Origin of the sequence: Streptomyces sp. AJS327, from assembly GCF_013450295.1 — a bacterium.
Classification (GTDB): Bacteria; Actinomycetota; Actinomycetes; order Streptomycetales; family Streptomycetaceae; genus Streptomyces.
This window is the reverse complement of record NZ_SKBR01000001.1, coordinates 1,378,569-1,396,602: the sequence shown is the minus strand read 5'-3', so window position 1 is coordinate 1,396,602 and position 18,034 is coordinate 1,378,569. Positions and strand designations below refer to the sequence as shown.

At 74.5% G+C, this 18,034-nt stretch carries 10 protein-coding genes; 4 read left to right on the top strand and 6 right to left on the bottom strand.

From position 1 onward, the window contains the following. The first annotated feature begins 599 nt into the window (after positions 1–599). Positions 600–1,016 carry a chorismate mutase gene (locus E0L36_RS05605; RefSeq protein WP_180927709.1) on the top strand — a complete coding sequence of 139 codons (417 nt, stop codon included), beginning with the start codon at positions 600–602 and terminating at the stop codon, positions 1,014–1,016. Positions 1,017–1,547: 531 nt separating this feature from the next. Here the strand turns inward: E0L36_RS05605 and pepN are convergent. Further along, entirely contained in the window at positions 1,548–4,145 is a 2,598-nt protein-coding gene (gene pepN / locus E0L36_RS05600) for an aminopeptidase N (protein ID WP_180927708.1), read from the bottom strand. 143 nt (positions 4,146–4,288) lie between these two features. Here pepN and E0L36_RS05595 point away from each other — a divergent pair, with 143 nt between their 5' ends. From E0L36_RS05595 to E0L36_RS05585, 3 genes are all read left to right on the top strand, one after another. Beyond that, the gene (locus E0L36_RS05595) at positions 4,289–5,293 is read left to right on the top strand and encodes a hypothetical protein (protein ID WP_258015907.1); all 1,005 of its coding nucleotides are present in this window, start codon (positions 4,289–4,291) and stop codon (positions 5,291–5,293) included. Positions 5,294–5,741: 448 nt separating this feature from the next. Next, a complete protein-coding gene (locus E0L36_RS05590; protein ID WP_180927707.1) occupies positions 5,742–5,885 on the top strand; it encodes a hypothetical protein in 144 nt (47 codons plus the stop codon). A 1,998-nt stretch (positions 5,886–7,883) separates the two neighbouring features. Continuing rightward, positions 7,884–8,810, top strand: a complete 927-nt coding sequence (locus E0L36_RS05585; RefSeq protein WP_180927706.1) for a squalene/phytoene synthase family protein — start codon at positions 7,884–7,886, stop codon at positions 8,808–8,810. Between the two features lie 68 nt (positions 8,811–8,878). Here the strand turns inward: E0L36_RS05585 and E0L36_RS05580 are convergent, their stop codons facing one another. The 5 genes from E0L36_RS05580 to E0L36_RS05560 form a co-directional block, all read right to left on the bottom strand. Beyond that, positions 8,879–9,703 (bottom strand): hypothetical protein, encoded by an 825-nt coding sequence (locus E0L36_RS05580; protein WP_180927705.1) that lies wholly within the window; start codon positions 9,701–9,703, stop codon positions 8,879–8,881. A 340-nt stretch (positions 9,704–10,043) separates the two neighbouring features. Continuing rightward, complete coding sequence (locus tag E0L36_RS05575; RefSeq protein ID WP_180927704.1) at positions 10,044–10,613, bottom strand: HhH-GPD-type base excision DNA repair protein; 570 nt, start codon at positions 10,611–10,613, stop codon at positions 10,044–10,046. A gap of 94 nt (positions 10,614–10,707) precedes the next feature. Further along, positions 10,708–12,189, bottom strand: a complete 1,482-nt coding sequence (locus E0L36_RS05570) for a glutamate synthase subunit beta (protein ID WP_180927703.1) — start codon at positions 12,187–12,189, stop codon at positions 10,708–10,710. Continuing rightward, the gene (gltB, locus tag E0L36_RS05565) at positions 12,182–16,852 is read right to left on the bottom strand and encodes a glutamate synthase large subunit (RefSeq protein ID WP_258015906.1); all 4,671 of its coding nucleotides are present in this window, start codon (positions 16,850–16,852) and stop codon (positions 12,182–12,184) included. Before gltB ends, E0L36_RS05570 begins: the two co-directional genes overlap by 8 nt. Positions 16,853–17,180: 328 nt before the next feature. Next, entirely contained in the window at positions 17,181–17,912 is a 732-nt protein-coding gene (locus E0L36_RS05560) for a VIT1/CCC1 transporter family protein (RefSeq protein WP_180927702.1), read from the bottom strand. Positions 17,913–18,034: the final 122 nt, after the last annotated feature.

Genomic DNA, 18,034 nt, shown 5'->3' with positions numbered 1-18,034 from the left:
CCCGCCCGCGTCCCGCCCAGCGCGCCGAGCCCCGACCGGACACCCGCACCGCGCCGCCCGCGTCCCGTGCGCGGGTAGCCCGGCGGGGAGCGCCGTGCCCGCCGGGCTTCCGCTCCCCGCGCCGCGCGCGCCCGGGTCCGCGCGGCGCGGGACTCCCCTCTGCCGCCAACGGGCCCACCCGGCGGGCCGGTTGGGCCCTCCCCGCGTGAGGCGGGTGGGCCGGGCGGGCCCTGCCGTGCGGAGGGCGTCACGGCGGCCGAACCACGATCTCTCGTCACGGGGCTTGTCCCGATATTCTCGCCCGAAGGGGACGAACCCGCCCGGTGGCCACCGCCCTCGCGGTGCGGACACCCGCCCGGCCTCCGCCACGACCGGCCCGGAACACCCAGGGGGCGGGACGGCGGACCGGAACGGGGCACCGGCGGGCCCGGCCCGGTCCCGGCAGCCCACGGTCGCGTCATCGCGGCTGGTCACGGCGGGGGCGTGGGATCGGCCTGGTGCGCACACCCCCGGTGCCCCGGCATAGGCTCGGGTCCGCGCGGCGGCCCCGTGGCCGGGAAGTCCCCGCACGACCGAACGACCCGGACAGGGACAGGCTGATGACGAAGACGAACAGCGGAACGAGCGAGACGGACGCGCGCGGCACGACGGACGGATCCACCCCGGACACCGGGGTCGACCCGGCGGTGCGGGAGGAGCTGACCTCGTTGCGGGACAGCATCGACAACATCGACGCGGCCGTGGTGCACATGCTCGCCGAGCGGTTCAAGTGCACCCAGCGGGTCGGCCGTCTCAAGGCGGAGCACGACCTGCCGCCCGCCGACCCGGAACGCGAGTCCCGGCAGATCGCCCGGCTCCGGCAGCTCGCGGCGAGCGCCCGGCTCGATCCGGCGTTCGCCGAGAAGCTGCTCAACTTCATCATCGCCGAGGTGATCCGGCACCACGAGCAGATCGCGGACGGCTCCGATCCGACCCCCGACCCGCTCGGCGGCCCCGGGTACCCCGGCGCCTCCTGACCCGCCCGTCCCTCGCCCCGTCCCCTCCCCGTCCCCTCCCCGTCCCCTCCTCGTCCCACCCGGGTCGCGCCTGTCCGCCCGGACCGGTGACGGATCGTCCCGGGGCTCCCGGGGGCCACGGGAGGCGTGTGCCGGACGGCGCCCGCGTGGGGGTGGTCGAACGGCGGCGCGGCGGCGGGTTTCGGCCATCCCGCGCCGGGCCGCGTGGTCCGGCCGATCCGACGGAACGGAGCGCCGCCCGGGCCACCGGCGCTCCCCGGCGGACAGCGCCTCCTCGCCACGTACGGCGGGGGCGGAGGCGGTTCGGACGTACGGCCGGGGCGTCATCCGTCTCCGGCCGTACGAGCGTCCCAACGACCGGCCCGGCGAACGGGGTTCGCCGGACGGCCGGGCGGACAGTTGGGTGGACGGCCGGGCGAGCGGGCCCAACGGGCGGGCCCCGGGCGGCCGTTCAGCAGCCGCCCCGGTCCCGTCCGGGGCCGCCGGAGGTGCCCGGGTCCCGTCCGGGGCCGCCCGAAGGCCCGCCCGGCCTCAGCCCGAGGCGGAGCGGACACGCAACGCCCGGCGCAGATCGTCGAGTTGGTCCACCAGCTGACGGCGCAGCGCGGGCAGCGGAGCGCCGGAGCGCAGACACTCCTCACCCCGCCGCCGGGTTTCCTCGTCGACGACGCGGGGGAAGGCGAAGCGGCCGGCGGCGTACGCGACGGCGGAGCCCCGGCGTTCCGCGAGCGGCAGCACGTCGGTGAAGTAGCGGTCGGCGAACTCCTGGACCAGGGGCTGCTGTTCGGGCTGCCAGAAGCCCTGCGCGGTGGCGATGAACAGGTAGTTGGAGAGGGTGTCCGGCTCGTCGAACATCGCGGCCCAGGCGGCGGCCTTGCTCGCGGGGTCGGGTAGCGCGGCGTGGCAACGGGCCGCCCCCTCCTGCCCGGTGGCGCTCGGGTCGTCGGCCAGCGCCCGGTCGACGCCGTCCGCGTCCACCCCGCCGAGGACGGCGAGCCGTAGCAACAGCCGCCAGCGCAGCTCCGCGTCGAGCCGGGGCCCGCCGGGGATGCCTCCGGCGGCGCGCCAGGAGCGCAGCCGCTCGGGGTCGGTGACGCTGTCGATCAGGTGCCGGGCCGCGGTCAGGGCGCGCCCCGCGCCGTCCTCGTCCGCGCCGCGCAGCAGTTCCTCGCAGACCCGGGCGAGCCCGGCGAGGGCGGCGTCCCGCTCCTCCGCGGGCAGGTAGCGGTCCGCGATCTGGGTGCGCGCGAAGCCGAGGACGCCGTGCACGACGGCGTTGTCGGTCTCCCTCGGCAGGTGGTCACCGAGCAGCTCCAGGTAGGCGCCGGGCGGCAGTTCGGCGTCCCGCACCTGGTCGCGCACGGTGTTCCACACCACGGCGCGGGAGAGCGGGTCGGGCAGCCCGGAGAGCGAACGGCGCAGCGTGGCCCAGGAGTCCGGGTCGAGGCGGACCTTGGCGTAGGACAGGTCCCCGTCGTTGGGCAGGACGAGGGCGGGGCGCGGCCCGCCGAAGCTGAGGACGGTCTCCTCGCTGGCGCTGAACTCGCCGCTCGCGCCGGGTTCCTGGCCGCCGCCGGGCAGGTCGCGCGCGGGGCGGTCGCGCGGCACCAGGCGTCCCGGGTCGCCGGGTGCCCAGTCGTAGAGGCCGAACGCCAGCCGGTGCGGGCGCTCGCCGGTGTGTGTCACGGTGAGCCGCCAGCCGTCGCCGCCCGCCGTGTCTGACGCGTCCGCCGTGCCGCTCGCCGCGTCCGCACCGTCGCTGACCCGGGTGGTGAGGGTGTCCACGCCGGTGGTGCGCAGCCAGCGCTCCGCCCAGCCGTGCACGTCGCGGTCGGTGGAGGCGTGCGCGAGGGAGTCGATGAAGTCGGCGAGGGTGGCGTTGCCGAAGCGGTGCCGGGCGAAGTGCTCGTTGATTCCGGCGAGGAAGGTCTTCTCGCCCAGCCAGGCGACGAGTTGGCGGAGCGCCGAGGCGCCCTTGGCGTAGGAGATGCCGTCGAAGTTGAGCCGGGCCGCCGCGGTGTCGGGGACCGCCTCCGGGTCGGGCGCCACCGGGTGCGTCGAGGGGCGCTGGTCCGCGTCGTACCCCCAGGTCTTGCGGGTGACGGCGAAGTCCGTCCATGGGTCGGTGAACCGGGTGGACTCGGCGAGCGTCTGGTACCCCATGTACTCGGCGAAGGACTCGTTCAGCCAGATGTCGTCCCACCAGCGCAGGGTGACCAGGTCGCCGAACCACATGTGCGCCATCTCGTGCGCGATGACCATGCCCCGGGTCTGCCGTTCGGTGTCGGTGACGGCGGAGCGGTAGACGAACTCGTCGCGGAAGGTGACGAGTCCGGGGTTCTCCATGGCGCCGGAGTTGAACTCCGGGACGAACGCCTGGTCGTAGGAGTCGAAGGGGTAGGGCTCGTCGAAGATCTCGTGGTAGCGGTCGAAGCAGCGCCGGGTGAGGTCGAGGAGTTCCTCGGCGTCGGCGTCCAGGTGCGCCGCCAGGGAGCGCCGTACGTGCAGCCCGAAGGGGATCCCGGCGTGCTCGGTCCGCACCGAGTGGTAGGGCCCGGCGGCGACGGCCATGAGGTAGGTGCTGATCGGTGGGGTCGGCGCGCACTCCCAGCGGCCCTCGTCCGGCTCCCCCAGCCGCCGGGCGACGCCGTTGCCCAGCACCGTCCATTCGGGCGGCGCGGTGACCCGCACCGCGTGCACGGCCTTGAGGTCCGGCTGGTCGAAGCAGGGGAAGACCTTCGGGGCGTCGGACATGCAGCACTGGGTGTAGAGGTAGGTGCGTCCGTCGGCCGGGTCCGTGAAGCGGTGCATGCCCTCCCCGACGCGGGAGTAGGGCATGTCGGCCCGCACCCGCAGCTCGTGCTCGCCCTCGGTGAGGCCGCGCAGCGGCAGCCGCCCGTCGGCGAGCGCGGCCGGGTCCAGCTCCGCCCCGTCCAGTACGGCGCGGCGCAGGGTGACCGGCCGCAGCTCCAGGAAGGTGTCCGCCTCCGGCTCGGACACGGTGAAGCGGATCACGGTGTCGGAGCCGAAGACCTCCTCGCCCCGGGTGAGGTCGAGGTCGATCTCGTAGCGCTGAACGTCCAGGAGCCGGGCTCGGTGCCGCGCTTCGGCGCGTGTCAGTACGGACATGCGCGCCATGGTGCCGCACCCGCCCGGGGCGCCGCACGGCGGTCCGGGAACGCCCCGGGCGGGCCGTCACGGTGGGGCGGGCGCCCGGCCTCCGGCCCGACGGGGCCCGTACAGTGGCGCTGACCGAGGAAGGGCGGGGGCGGATGGCGGCTGACACGTCCGGGACCTCCACGCCGGGCGCCGCCGGAGGGCGCGCGGCCTGGGAGGTGGAGCGCGGCTTCCCCCGGCTGGAGACGGTGCGCTCCGCCCTCACCGCGCTCTACCGGCACTTCCACGCCCCGCCCCCGGACGGCCGACCCGCCGCCGGGAGCGGTCGCCCCGGCCCGTCCTGCCCGGCGGACTCCACGGCGAGCACGCCGCTCGACGCGTACGCGAACAGCGTCCTCCCGGTGGAGGTGGCCTTCGAGGACACCGAGGACCCCCGGCTCGGCGCGGAACGGCTCGCGCGGGCGATGGTGCGGCAACTGCGGCTGCCGGAGGCGCGGGTGTCGGTCACCTTCCGCGCCATGGCGGACGCGGCCGCCGTCGAACTGACCGCGGGCCCGGAGTACGCGGTCGAGCTCAACTCCCGGTTCCTGCGCCACCGTCGGGACATCGGCGCGGCCCTGGCCCACGAGGTCACGCACGTCTGGCTGCACCGGAACGGGCTGGAGTGGCCGGAGACGGCGGACAACGAGATCCTGACGGACACCGCCGCCTGCTTCCTCGGCGCCGGGTGGCTGCTGCTGGACGCCTTCCGGCAGGACGCGGTCAGCTCACAGAAGCTCGGCTACCTCACCCCCGAGGAGTTCGGCTACGTCCTCGCGAAGCGGGCGCGGGTCTTCGGCGAGGACCCGGCGATCTGGTTCACCAGCCCGCAGGCGTACGAGGCGTACGTGCGTGGCCGGACGCGGGCCGAACGGGACGCGACCCGGCCGCCCCTGGCCGCGAGCGGACGCGGTGGGCGGCGCTGGCGCTACGCCCGGGAGCGAGCGCGCGCCCAGCGCGTGGGGCACGGTTCCGGCCCGGGCTACACGTTCGTGGCCGGCTCGCCGCTCCGCGTCGCCTTTCCGTGTCCCACCTGCTATCAGCGCATCCGGGTCCCGGTGCGTGGGCCGGTCCGGGTGCGCTGCGCGCTCTGCCGCGCGGTGCTGGACTGCGACACCTGAGGCGCCACCGACCCGCCGGGCACCACGCCCGCTCCCGCTCCCCGCTCCCCTCGGTCGCACCTCCTTCGCATACCGGTCAATCCGCCACCAAAGCGGCCATTCCAGGTTTTTCACGGACCCGGTCGGGGGCCTCCGGCACGCCCAGGGGCGGCGAACGAAAAGTCGGCACGCGGTGCCGTGATGCATCCCCTACAGCCGAGAAGCCGCGAACGACCACGGCGAGAGGCCCCCGAACCGGCGGCACGCGGTGCCGATCATGGAGCGTGAGGGGCTGGGAGCACCCTTTGAAGCCCTGGTCAATCCGTAATCGACCTGCGATTTTCGGCGGGCGGAGTCAGAATCGTTCGTGCGTGCCCCGCACTGACCGACGTGGTGTGGGAACCCGACAAAGCGCCGCGGGAGCGGGCCGGAGCCCACCGGCCGTACCGGAGAAGGGAATCGAGACACGATGAGCACCCCAGCACCAGCCCTGGAACGTCCCTACCTGAATGAGGAGCGGCACCAGACGTTCCCCGACGCCCCGACCCCCCTCCTCGCCGGAGCGGAGGACGACGAGCCCACCGAGTCGCACATCTGGCGCGGCATCGACTGAGGCGGCCCGGCCCCCTCCAGGCACCCGTCACTCCGGGTGATCCCCCGGACGTGCCCTGAGGCCACGAACCACCCCCGACGATCGCGCCACCCCCGCGATCCACCACCGCGCACCGGGGCTACCGGCACACCGTCCGGCCGCCCCGGCCCGGCCGCCCCGTCGGTCCGAGGTGAGTGACGCGATACGGACCAGACGCGCGGAGGGCGCGAACGCCCTCCGCGACAGCGTGCCCCGCCTCCGGGCACGCGGCGCGCCGAGCCGCCCGGCCCGCCACCGGCGAAGGCCCCCGGCCACGGAGCGCCACCTCGACAACCGCGCCCGTGCCCCACCCGGGGCGGACTCCACGGTCAACTCCCCACGGATCCAGGGCACTTTCCAGCTCCCACCGTTCATGTAGTCCTATTCGCGTCAACTCCCCACGGTTCCAGGGCACTTCGGAGACCCGTCGGAGACCCACGGGCCCCTGGCCGTGCGGAGCCGCACGGCTCCCGGACTTCTCGGACCGTCCACGCCCGGCCACCGCTTCGCCAGGGCGACCCGCGAACGGGCCACCAGGCCGGAACGCGGCGCCCCGCATGCGGCCATTCCGGCTCTGGGAGCACGCAGGGACGCCCTCGGGAGACGCGGGCCCACCGGCCGGGCGCACCGGGCCCACCGGCGACGCCGCGCACGCGCCCCGCGAACGGCCGTGCCCCGCACGCGCGTTGACCATCCGGTGCCCCATCCCTCCCCTCCCCCGCTCGCACCGCGTCACCCCTCGTGTCACGCACCGCGGGCTCGTCACGCACCACACGCTCGTCACGCACCGCGCGTTCGCCGCTCCCGCGGAGGCGGAGGGCAGGGCGTGCGCGGCGGCCGGGCCAGCCCACCGCCCCTCGGGTACGCCCCTCCGCGACCGCACGCGCCGCCCGACGGGCCGCACGGCCGCGCACCGCGTCGAAGCGCCCACCGCGCACCGGGGTACGGCACGCGCCGGAGGCACCGGCCCCCGCCACCTCCGTGTTCCCACCGCCTGCCGGGACGCCTCGACCGCCCTCAACTCTCCGTCGCACCCGGGCACTTGGACCCCGGGGCGGCGACGGCGACCCGGCGACCGCACCCGCCGCTCCCGCGTCCCACCGGGGACGCCGCGACGCCCACACCACGCGGTGGCCTCCGGCCGTCCGGCGGCGGTCGGATCCCCGTCCCCTCTCGCACACGGAACTCCCGCTCGCACACCAGGGGGTGACATTCGCGTCGGCGCTCACTCGATCGACGGAAACACCGCGACACGCGGCATGGAACCGGCCGGGCCGGGGTCAAGTAGCAGGCGGGTGCCCCAGCCCGCGTCCCTCCCTGACGACGTGTGCGGTCCCCAGGGGCGGTTGGCACGTCGGAGCGCCCGGAACCGTCGTGCTCGACCCGGTCGGGGACACCCCTCATGCGCCAACTCCCGTGCGCCACCCATCCGTTATGTCACCAGGGACGGCCCCCGCCGTTCCGCGCGAGCGTACGACCGGAGCGCCGCCGTCCTTCCGGCGTCCCCGCGGCCTCCCTCCGGCCGACCCCACACGGGACGGCGACGCCCCGGCACATCCGCGCGACACCCCGCGGCCGCACACCACGGCGACCCACCGCACGGGCCGGGACGCGGGGCGGGGCGGACCAGCACCGGCCCCGGGAGCGGCGGCGCGGGGAGAGACGGCGACGGGGAGAGACGGCGGGGGAGGGCAACACCGTTGCCCGGTACGACCGTTGGCACTACCGAGCCGGTGGACTCAGCGGGCTCAGCAGACTCGGCGACATCAGTGGAACCAGTGGAAACAGCGAGGCAGGTGGCATGGATCCGATGGTCAGGAACGCGTCCCCGTGGGCACGGTCCGGCGGCACCCCACGGCCGGACACGCGGTACCCCCGCCGCAACCCGGGTGTGGGGCCGCCGGGTTGGGGTGGGCGGCGGTGGCGAGCCGCCCACCGTCCGTACGCGCGCGGGATGTTCGGCGCCCATGGGTTACTGACATGAACGGCCACGAGCTGGACGCGGCGGGCATCACCGACCCGCTGCTCCGTGAGGCGTACGCGCTGTGCGAGGCGCTCTGCGGCGGCAGCGACCACACCGCGCACGCGCTGATGCGCTCCCAACTGGCCGTCGACCGGCAGCCGTACTGGGACGCGATGATCGCCTTCTGCGGTCACGCGGACGACCTGGCGGACGCCCCGGGCGTGCCGCTCGCCGAACGGCGGCGCGCATACGACGCGTTCGTGCGGCTGTTCTTCCGGCTGCTGGACACCGGGCCCGGCACCCGGTTCCGGACGCCGCGCAGATCCGGCTCCCGGCGGGAGGCCGCCCGGCGGCAGGAGTTCCTGATCGCCCTGGCCTTCGCGGACTTCGTCCAGAGCTGGCGTCTGAGCCTCGCGGACGTCCGGGAGGCCAGCGAGGCGCTGCGGCGCGACATGGAGTACACCGAGTACGGGACGGTGGCCGCGCTGGAGCGGTACATGCGGGGCGTCAGCGGTCATCCGGCGCGCTGGCTCACCCTGCTGCTCGGGCCGCGCGAGGGGACCCCGGAGCCGGACGCGCTGCGCGCCGCGGAGAGTTGGGGGCTCGGCCTCCAGACGCTGGACTTCCTGACGGACGTCGAGGAGGACCTGGCCCTGGGGAAGCTGTACCTGCCGCTCGTCGACCTCCAGCGCTGTGGTCTGTCCCGGCTGGACGTGGAACGGGCCGTCGCGGACCGCCGCGCCACCCTGCCGCTGCGGCGGCTGGCGGAGTGCCAGGCACGGCGCGCGCGGGAGTACTTCGGCAGCGCCACCCGGTGGATCGAGCGGGCGCAGCCGCGCGGTTGGGAGCCGGTGCGGAACTCGATCGCGCGGAGCCAGGAGGCGCTCGACGGCTTCGCCCGGTGCGAGCACGACCTCTTCGCGCTGCCCGCCGGGCACGGCTGAGCGGTGCGCCGCTGACGGGCGGTGCCCCCGCCGTCCCGGCGCGGGCACCGCCCCGCCGCCGCACGGGGTCAGGCGTGTGCTTCTGGGGCGGGTCGCTCGTCGGGGGGCGGCCGCTCCCCCGGCGCGTACCGTCGCTCGGGGGCGCCGGGCTCGGCGGGGCCGGGCAGGGTCAGCGCGGGACGGGCCGCCGCCCGCCGCTCGGCGCGCTTGACCAGCGCGAGGGCGACCAGATACCCGGTGTCCAGCACCAGGCAGGCGACCGCGCAGAACGGCATCCAGGGCCCGGGGTAGGCGGAGGTGTCCACGGCCCAGCTGGCACAGGCCGCGGCGGTCCCCACGAGCTTCGCGACGGCGACGACCAGCGACTGCCCCCGGCTGGAGCCACGGGAGGCCAGCATCGCCAGGAACATCCCGGCCATCGCGGTGTTGATGCCGAAGCTGGTGAGGACCACGTCCCCGTCGTCGAACTGCCGGGAGAGCACGGCGATCGCCGCGTACGAGAGGCACAGCGTCACCACGAAACCCGCGTGGAACACCGGGCGCGGGACGTGCGCGAACTGGGCCGGTCCGAATCGCAGGACGGTGTAGAGCAGTCCGCAGTCCACGACGAACCAGAAGACGGTGGCGAGGATCTGGGTCTCCTCCACCCCGGCGACGCCCGCGACGGAGGCGCCGCTGGAGCCGAAGACGCTGTACTGGAACTCCCAGGAGATATTGAGGGTGAGCGCGACGACCGGGATGCCGTGGATCCGGTCCCGCACCCCGACGCGGACCATCGCCGCGTAGGCGACGACCCAGCCGAGTCCGCAGACTCCGGTGAGGGCCAGCCGCGCCGCGCCCACGGCGTCCGCCGCCAGCGCCTCCGGCGCGGCGGCGGCCAGCGCGGCGCTCACACGCCGCGCCCGGGGCGGCGCGGAGCCCGCGCGGCGGGGGGTGAGGCCGCCCGCGCGGCGGCGGGCGCGGCGGGGGTGCGCGGGTGTTCTGGCTTCACGTGTCCTCCGTGGCGGGTCTGCCGGCCGGCCACGGAACGGCGGCGCCCGGGGCGAGCGCGCCCCTCGGTACCGGAGCGCGGCGGGCCGGGCACGGTGGACGGTGCGCCTCCGGACGGGGGGCGCGAGTTCCGGTTCTGGTTCCGGCGATGAGCGGTATATCCGGATCCGATTACAGGTGAGCCGTCCGGGCCGCACAACAGCGCGCGGTAGCTCGCCGGGGCGCGCCCCCGACGCTCGCGTCTCAGGACTTCCGTTTCAGCTCGCGCTTGTGCTCACGCATCCGCTGGAGCGAGCGCTCGTCGGTCACGTCGGCGGCCGAGCGGTACCCGTCGGAGGCGCCGTACTCTCCCGCCGCCTCCCGCCAGCCCGGTGGCCGGACGCCCAGCTGTTTGCCCAGCAGCGCGAGGAAGACCCGCGCCTTGGCGTCGCCGAAGCCGGGGAGCGCCCGCAGCCGGGCGAGCAGGTCCCGGCCGTCGGTGGCGTCCCGCCACACCGCCTCCGCCGCCCCGTCGTAGTGCTCGACGAGGTGCTGGCAGAGCTGCTGTACCCGTTTGGCCATCGAGCCGGGGAAGCGGTGGACGGCCGGGGACTCGGCGAAGAGGGCGGCCAGCCGCTCCGGGTCCATCCCGGCGATCTCCCGGCAGTCGAGATCGTCCTCCCCGAGCCGTTCGGCGAGCCGGTGGGGTCCGCTGAAGGCCCGCTCCATGGGGACCTGCTGGTCCAGGAGCGCGCCGATCAGGAGCGCCAGCGGGCTGCGGCTGAGCAGCGCGTCGGCTTCCGGCTGCTGGGCGAGCCGCAGGGTGGTGTCCATACCCCGATGGTGGACCGCCGTCCCCCGTCGCGCACCCCGGCCCGCCCACCCTTCTCTCGGGGGGAGCGGACGGGCCGGGGAGGGCGGGGCGCGGTCAGGCGCTGAGGGCGCGGTCGGTCGGGCGGACCGGGGCGTGCAGCGCGCTGGGGGTGCCGGTCAGCCACCGGTCGACGGCCTTCGCGGCCGAGCGGCCCTCGGCGATGGCCCAGACGATCAGCGACTGGCCGCGTCCGGCGTCCCCCGCGACGTACACCCCGTCGACGCTGCTGGTGTACGCGTCGTCGCGGGCGATGTTGCCGCGCTCGTCCAGCTCCAGGCCGAACTGCTGGACCAGGCCGTTGTCCTGGTCGGTCCCGGTGAAGCCCATCGCGAGGGTGACCAGCTCGGCCGGGATGCGCCGCCCGGTGCCGGGCACCGGCTCCGGCCTCCCGTCCCGGAACTCCACCTCGGTCAGGTGCAGCCACTGGACGCGGCCCACGGTCTCGCCCTCCTCGGGCTCGGTGCCCTCGAAGTGGGTGGTGGAGACGGAGTAGACCCGCTCACCGCCCTCCTCGTGCGCGGAGGTGACCTTGTAGAGCAGCGGGAAGGTCGGCCAGGGCTGGCCGGCGGAGCGCTCCTCGCCGGGCCGGGGCATGATCTCCAGCTGGGTCACCGAGGCGGCGCCCTGCCGGTGCGCGGTGCCCACGCAGTCGGCGCCGGTGTCGCCCCCGCCGATCACCACCACGTGCTTGTCCCGGGCGCTGATCGGCGACTCCACCAGGTCGCCCTCCCGCACCTTGTTGGCCAGCGGCAGGTACTCCATCGCCTGGTGGATACCGCGCAGTTCGCGGCCGGGCACCGGCAGGTCGCGGGGGGTGGTGGCGCCGACCGCGAGGACCACCGCGTCGTACCGCCTGCGCAGCTCCCTGGCCTCCATGTCGCGGCCGATCTCCACGCCGGTGCGGAACTTGGTGCCCTCCGCGCGCATCTGCTCGACGCGGCGGTTGATGTGCCGCTTCTCCATCTTGAACTCGGGAATGCCGTAGCGCAGCAGCCCACCGACCCGGTCGGCCCGTTCGTACACGGCCACGGTGTGGCCCGCCCGGGTGAGCTGCTGGGCCGCGGCGAGGCCCGCCGGTCCCGAGCCGACCACCGCGACGGTCTTGCCGGAGAGCCGCTCGGGCGGCCGTGGGGTGACGTGCCCGTTCTCCCACGCCTTGTCGACGATGGTGACCTCGACGTTCTTGATGGTCACCGGCTGCTGGTTGATGCCCAGCACACAGGCCGCCTCGCAGGGCGCGGGGCACAACCGCCCGGTGAACTCCGGGAAGTTGTTGGTGGCGTGCAGCCGTTCGCTCGCCGCCCGCCAGTCGTCGCGGTAGGCGTAGTCGTTCCACTCCGGGATGAGGTTCCCGAGCGGGCAGCCGTTGTGGCAGAAGGGGATACCGCAGTCCATGCAGCGGCTCGCCTGCTCGCTGACGATGGGCAGCAGCGAGCCCGGTACGTACACCTCGTTCCAGTCCCCCACCCGCTCGTCGACCGGGCGGGTCCGCGCGAGTTCGCGGTCGGTGGTGAGGAAACCCCTGGGGTCAGCCATGCGTCGCCGCCTCCATCATCTTCTCGTGGGTCTCGGACTCGGTGAGTCCCGCCCGCTCGGCGGCGTCCTTGGCGGCGAGCACGGCCTTGTACGTGGTGGGGAGCACCCGGCTGATCCGGCGGACCGCCGCGTCCCAGTCGGCGAGCAGCGCCTCGGCGACGGTGGAGCCGGTCTCCTCGTGGTGGCGGCGCACCACCGCGCGCAGCCACTCGCTCTCCTCGGCGGCGGCCTCGACTCCGGCGTCGGGGTGCCGGGGGGTGGTGAGCGGTTCGACGGCGTCCCGCAGGCCCACGTTGACCATCGCCGGGTCCAGGTCGACGACGTAGGCGGTACCGCCGGACATCCCGGCGCCGAAGTTGCGGCCGGTGCCGCCGAGGACGACGGCGGTGCCGCCCGTCATGTACTCGCAGCCGTGGTCGCCCACGCCCTCGGCGACCACGGTGGCGCCGGAGTTGCGGACGCAGAACCGCTCGCCGACCCGCCCGCGCAGGTACATCTCGCCGCCGGTGGCGCCGTAGGCGAGGGTGTTGCCCGCGATGGTGGAGAACTCGGCCAGGTGGTCGGCGGCCCGGTCCGGGCGGACCACGATCCGGCCGCCGGAGAGGCCCTTGCCGACGTAGTCGTTGGCGTCGCCCTCCAGGCGGAGGGTGATCCCGGCGGGGACGAAGGCGCCGAAGGACTGGCCCGCCGAGCCGGTGAAGGTGAGGTCGACGGTGCCGTCGGGCAGTCCGGCGCCGCCGAACCGCCGGGTCACCTCGTGGCCGAGCATGGTGCCGACGGTCCGGTTGATGTTGCGGATGGGCAGCTGGGCGCGGACCGGGCTGGCGTCCTCGGGGCTGACGGCGTTCAGCGCGTCGGCGGCCAGCTCGATCAGCTGGTTGTCGAGGGCCTTGGCCAGACCGTGGTCCTGCTCGGCGACCTGGTGCCGCGCGGCGCCGTCCGGCAGTTCGGGGACGTGCAGCAGCGGCGCGAGATCGAGGCCCTGGGCCTTCCAGTGGTCCACCGCCCGTTCCACGTCGAGCAGTTCGGTGTGGCCGACGGCCTCGTCCAGGGAGCGGAAGCCGAGTTCGGCCAGCAGCTCCCGGACCTCCTCCGCGATGAACTGGAAGAAGTTGACGACGTACTCCGCCTTGCCGTCGTAGCGCTCGCGGAGCAGCGGGTTCTGGGTGGCGATGCCGACCGGGCAGGTGTCCAGATGGCAGACGCGCATCAGGACGCAGCCGGAGACGACCAGCGGGGCCGTCGCGAAGCCGAACTCCTCGGCGCCCAGGAGCGCGGCGACGACCACGTCACGGCCGGTCTTGAGCTGACCGTCGGTCTGCACGACGATCCGGTCCCGCAGCCCGTTGAGCAGCAGGGTCTGCTGGGTCTCGGCGAGGCCCAGCTCCCAGGGGCCGCCCGCGTGCTTGAGGCTGGTGAGCGGGGAGGCGCCGGTGCCGCCGTCGTGCCCGGACACCAGCACCACGTCCGCGTGCGCCTTGCTGACCCCGGCGGCCACGGTGCCCACACCGACCTCGCTGACCAGCTTGACGTGGATGCGCGCCCGGGGGTTGGCGTTCTTCAGGTCGTGGATCAGCTGCGCGAGGTCCTCGATCGAGTAGATGTCGTGGTGCGGGGGCGGGGAGATCAGGCCCACGCCGGGCGTCGAGTGCCGGGTCCTCGCGACCCAGGGGTAGACCTTGGGCCCGGGCAGCTGGCCACCCTCGCCGGGCTTGGCGCCCTGCGCCATCTTGATCTGGATGTCGTCCGCGTTGACCAGGTACTCGCTGGTCACCCCGAAGCGGCCGGAGGCGACCTGCTTGATGCTGGAGCGCCGCGCGGGGTCGTACAGCCGCTCGGGGTCCTCGCCGCCCTCGCCGGTGTTCGACTTGCCGCCGAGCTGGTTCATCGCGATGGCGAGCGTCTCGTGCGCCTCCCGCGAGATGGAACCGTACGACATCGCACCGGTGGAGAAGCGCTTGACGATCTCGCTGGCGGGCTCGACCTCCTCGATCGGGACGGGGCCGCGTCCGGCGTCCGCGCCGGAGCGGAGCCGGAACAGGCCGCGCAGCGTCATCAGCCGCTCGGACTGCTCGTCCACCCGCCGCGTGTACTGCTTGAAGATGTCGTACCGCCGGGCCCGGGTGGAGTGCTGGAGCCGGAAGACGGTGTCCGGGTCGAAGAGGTGCGGCTCGCCCTCGCGCCGCCACTGGTACTCGCCGCCGATGTCCAGGTCGCGGTGGGCCGCGTCGACACCGGTCGCCGGGTACGCGGTGGCGTGCCGCGCCGCGACCTCCCGGGCGACGACGTCCAGCCCGGCGCCGCCGATCTTGGTGGTGGTGCCGTGGAAGTAGGTGTCCACGAAGGCGGCGTCGAGGCCGACGGCCTCGAAGACCTGGGCGCCACGGTAGGAGGCGACGGTGGAGATGCCCATCTTGGACATCACCTTCAGCACGCCCTTGCCCAGCGCCCGGATGAGGTTGTGGAGGGCGGTGTTCGGGTCGGTGTCGGCGGGCAGGAAGGTCCCGGCGCGCACCAGGTCCTCCACCGACTCCATGGCCAGGTACGGGTTGACCGCGGCGGCCCCGTAGCCGATCAGCAGCGCGACGTGGTGGACCTCGCGCACGTCACCCGCCTCCACCAGCAGCCCCACCTGGGTGCGCTGCTTGGTGCGGATCAGGTGGTGGTGGACGGCGGAGGTGAGCAGCAGCGAGGGGATCGGCGCGTGCTCGGCGTCCGAGTGCCGGTCGGACAGGACGATCAGCCGGGCCCCCTCCCGGATCGCGGTGTCCGCCTCGGCGCAGATCTCCCGGATCCGCTCGGCGAGCGCGGTCCCGCCGCCGCCCACCCGGTACAGCCCGGAGAGCGTGCTGGAGCGGAAGCCGGGCAGGTCGCCGTCGGCGTTGACGTGGATGAGCTTGGCCAGCTCGTCGTTGTCGATCACCGGGAAGGGCAGGGTGACGCTGCGGCAGGAGTCCGGTGTCGGGTCGAGCAGGTTGCCCTGCGGGCCGAGCGCGGAGTGCAGCGAGGTGACCAGCTCCTCGCGGATCGCGTCCAGCGGCGGGTTGGTGACCTGCGCGAACAGCTGGGTGAAGTAGTCGAAGATCAGCCGGGGGCGGTCGGAGAGGGCGGCGATCGGCGAGTCGGTGCCCATCGAGCCGATCGGCTCGGCGCCGGTCCGCGCCATCGGGGCGAGCAGGACCCGCAGCTCCTCCTCGGTGTAGCCGAAGGTCTGCTGACGGCGGGTGACTGAGGCGTGGGTGTGCACGATGTGCTCGCGCTCCGGCAGGTCGGCCAGCTCGATCAGGCCGTCCTCCAGCCAGCGCGCGTACGGCTGTTCGGCGGCCAGCCCCGCCTTGACCTCGTCGTCCTCGATGATCCGGTGCTCGGCGGTGTCCACCAGGAACATCCGTCCCGGCTGGAGCCGCCCCTTGCGGACGATCCGCGCCGGGTCGATGTCCAGCACGCCGACCTCGGAGCCGAGGACGACCAGCCCGTCGTCGGTCACCCAGTACCGGCCGGGACGCAGCCCGTTGCGGTCCAGGACCGCGCCGACCTGGGTACCGTCGGTGAAGGTCACGCAGGCCGGGCCGTCCCAGGGCTCCATCATCGTGGAGTGGTACTGGTAGAAGGCCCGGCGGGCCGGGTCCATGGAGTCCCGGGACTCCGGGCTCTCCCAGGCCTCCGGCACCATCATCAGCACCGCGTGCGGCAGCGACCGGCCGCCCAGGTGCAGGAGCTCCAGCACCTCGTCGAAGGCGGCCGAGTCGGAGGCGCCCGGGGTGCACACCGGGAAGATCCGCTCCAGGTCGCGGCCCTCGCCCGCCAGCGCCGCGCTGGCCAGCTGGGACTCCCGCGCCCGCATCCAGTTGCGGTTGCCCTGGACGGTGTTGATCTCGCCGTTGTGCGCGACGAACCGGTACGGGTGGGCGAGTGGCCAGCTCGGGAAGGTGTTGGTGGAGAACCGGCTGTGCACCAGCGCGACGGCGGTGGCGAACCGCCGGTCGGACAGGTCGGGGAAGAAGGGCTCCAGCTGGCCGGTGGTCAGCATGCCCTTGTAGACGAGGGTCCGCGCGGACAGCGAGGGGAAGTAGACCCCGGTCTCCCGCTCGGCGCGCTTGCGCAGCACGAAGGCGGGCCGGTCCAGCTCCAGGCCCCGCCGGGCGGCGTCCGCTCCCCCCGCGGCGTGCTCGGGGTGCTCGGCTCGCCCGGCGCCGTCGGCCACGAACAGCTGCCGGAAGGCGGGCATCGTCTCCCGGGCCCCGGCCCCCAGCAGCCCGGGGGCTACGGGCACCTCGCGCCAGCCGAGTACCCGCAGGCCCTCCTCGGCCGCGATCGTCTCGATGGCTGAGACGGCGGTGTCCGCCTCGGCGGGCTCCGGCGGGAGGAAGGCGATGCCGACGGCGTACGCCCCGGCCTCCGGCAGCGGGAAGGTGACGTTCTCCCGCAGGAAGGCGTCCGGGATCTGCGTCAGGATGCCCGCCCCGTCGCCGGTGTCCGGATCCGACCCGGTGGCACCCCGGTGCTCCAGGTTGCGCAGGACGGTCAGTGCCCGCTCGACCAGCTCGTGGCTGGCCTCCCCGGTGAGGGTGGCCACGAACCCGACCCCGCAGGCGTCGTGCTCGTGCCTCGGGTCGTACATCCCCTGGGCTGGTGGGTGGGCCGCCAAAGACGCAGCACGCATCGGCTCTCCCGTCGTCATCGTGGCAATGGAGCGTGCCGAGGGACGACGCTGGCCCTCTGCTGTACAAATTTCGCGCAGATTACATGATGGCGCACTTCCCGGGGAGCGGATACCTGGTTCCAGGATGCGGACCTACCGCTGGTTCTCGGGAGTCGCCCCGATCGGGGCCGCCGACGGCGGCGGGGATCCCCCGCCACACCGCGCTCAGTTCACCGGCCACCCGGGCTTCCTCGCTCGCGGGGCCTCCTGGCTTCTGCCCACGATCCGGCCATACGAAACCGGCGAGTAACAACGAGCCCACGGCCACCACCCGTTCCGCTCGCCCCGGCTACCCGACGGCCGTCCCGAACAGGGCGCCGAGTCCGTACGTCACCCCGGCCGCCGCCGCCCCCAGCAGCAGCTGCCGCAGCCCGCTGTACCACCAGGAACGCGCCGTGATCCGCGCCACCACCGCGCCGCAGACGAACAGCCCGAGCAGCGCCAGCGCCACGGCCGGCCAGAGCGCGGTGGCGCCGAACAGGTAGGGCAGCACCGGCAGGATCGCGCCGACCGAGAAGGACAGGAAGGACGAGACGGCCGCCACCACGGGTGACGGCAGCTCCGCCGGATCGACCCCCAGCTCCTCACGCGCGTGGATCTCCAGCGCCTGCTCCGGGTCCCGGTGCAGCTGCGTGGCGACCTCGTAGGCCAGCTCCGGCTGCACGCCCCGGGAGACGTACACCTCGGCCAGCTCGCGCACCTCGTACCGGGGGTTGCTGCGCAACTCCCGCCGCTCCACGTCGAGTTCGGCCAGGACCAGCTCACGCTGCGAGGCGACGGAGGTGTACTCGCCCGCAGCCATCGAGAACGCCCCGGCGGCGAGCCCGGCCAGCCCGGAGATCACGATCGTCTGCGAGGACGCCGCGCTGCCCGCCACCCCGGACATCAGGCCCAGGTTGGAGACCAGCCCGTCCATCGCACCGAACACGGCGGGCCGCAGCCAGCCCCCGGTCACGTCCCGGTGGTGGTGGGTGGCCGGCGGCGCCTCCGGCGGCTCGCCCGCTCCGGCGACGCTGTTCATCGCGCTCCCGCTCCCTTCGGCGAGCGGCGACACGCCTCGGCTCCGTCCGCGCCACCGCCCTCCGACGGTACGGCGCGGTCGCGGACCGCGCCAGCGAGTGAGGCCGAACTTACCGCGCTGAC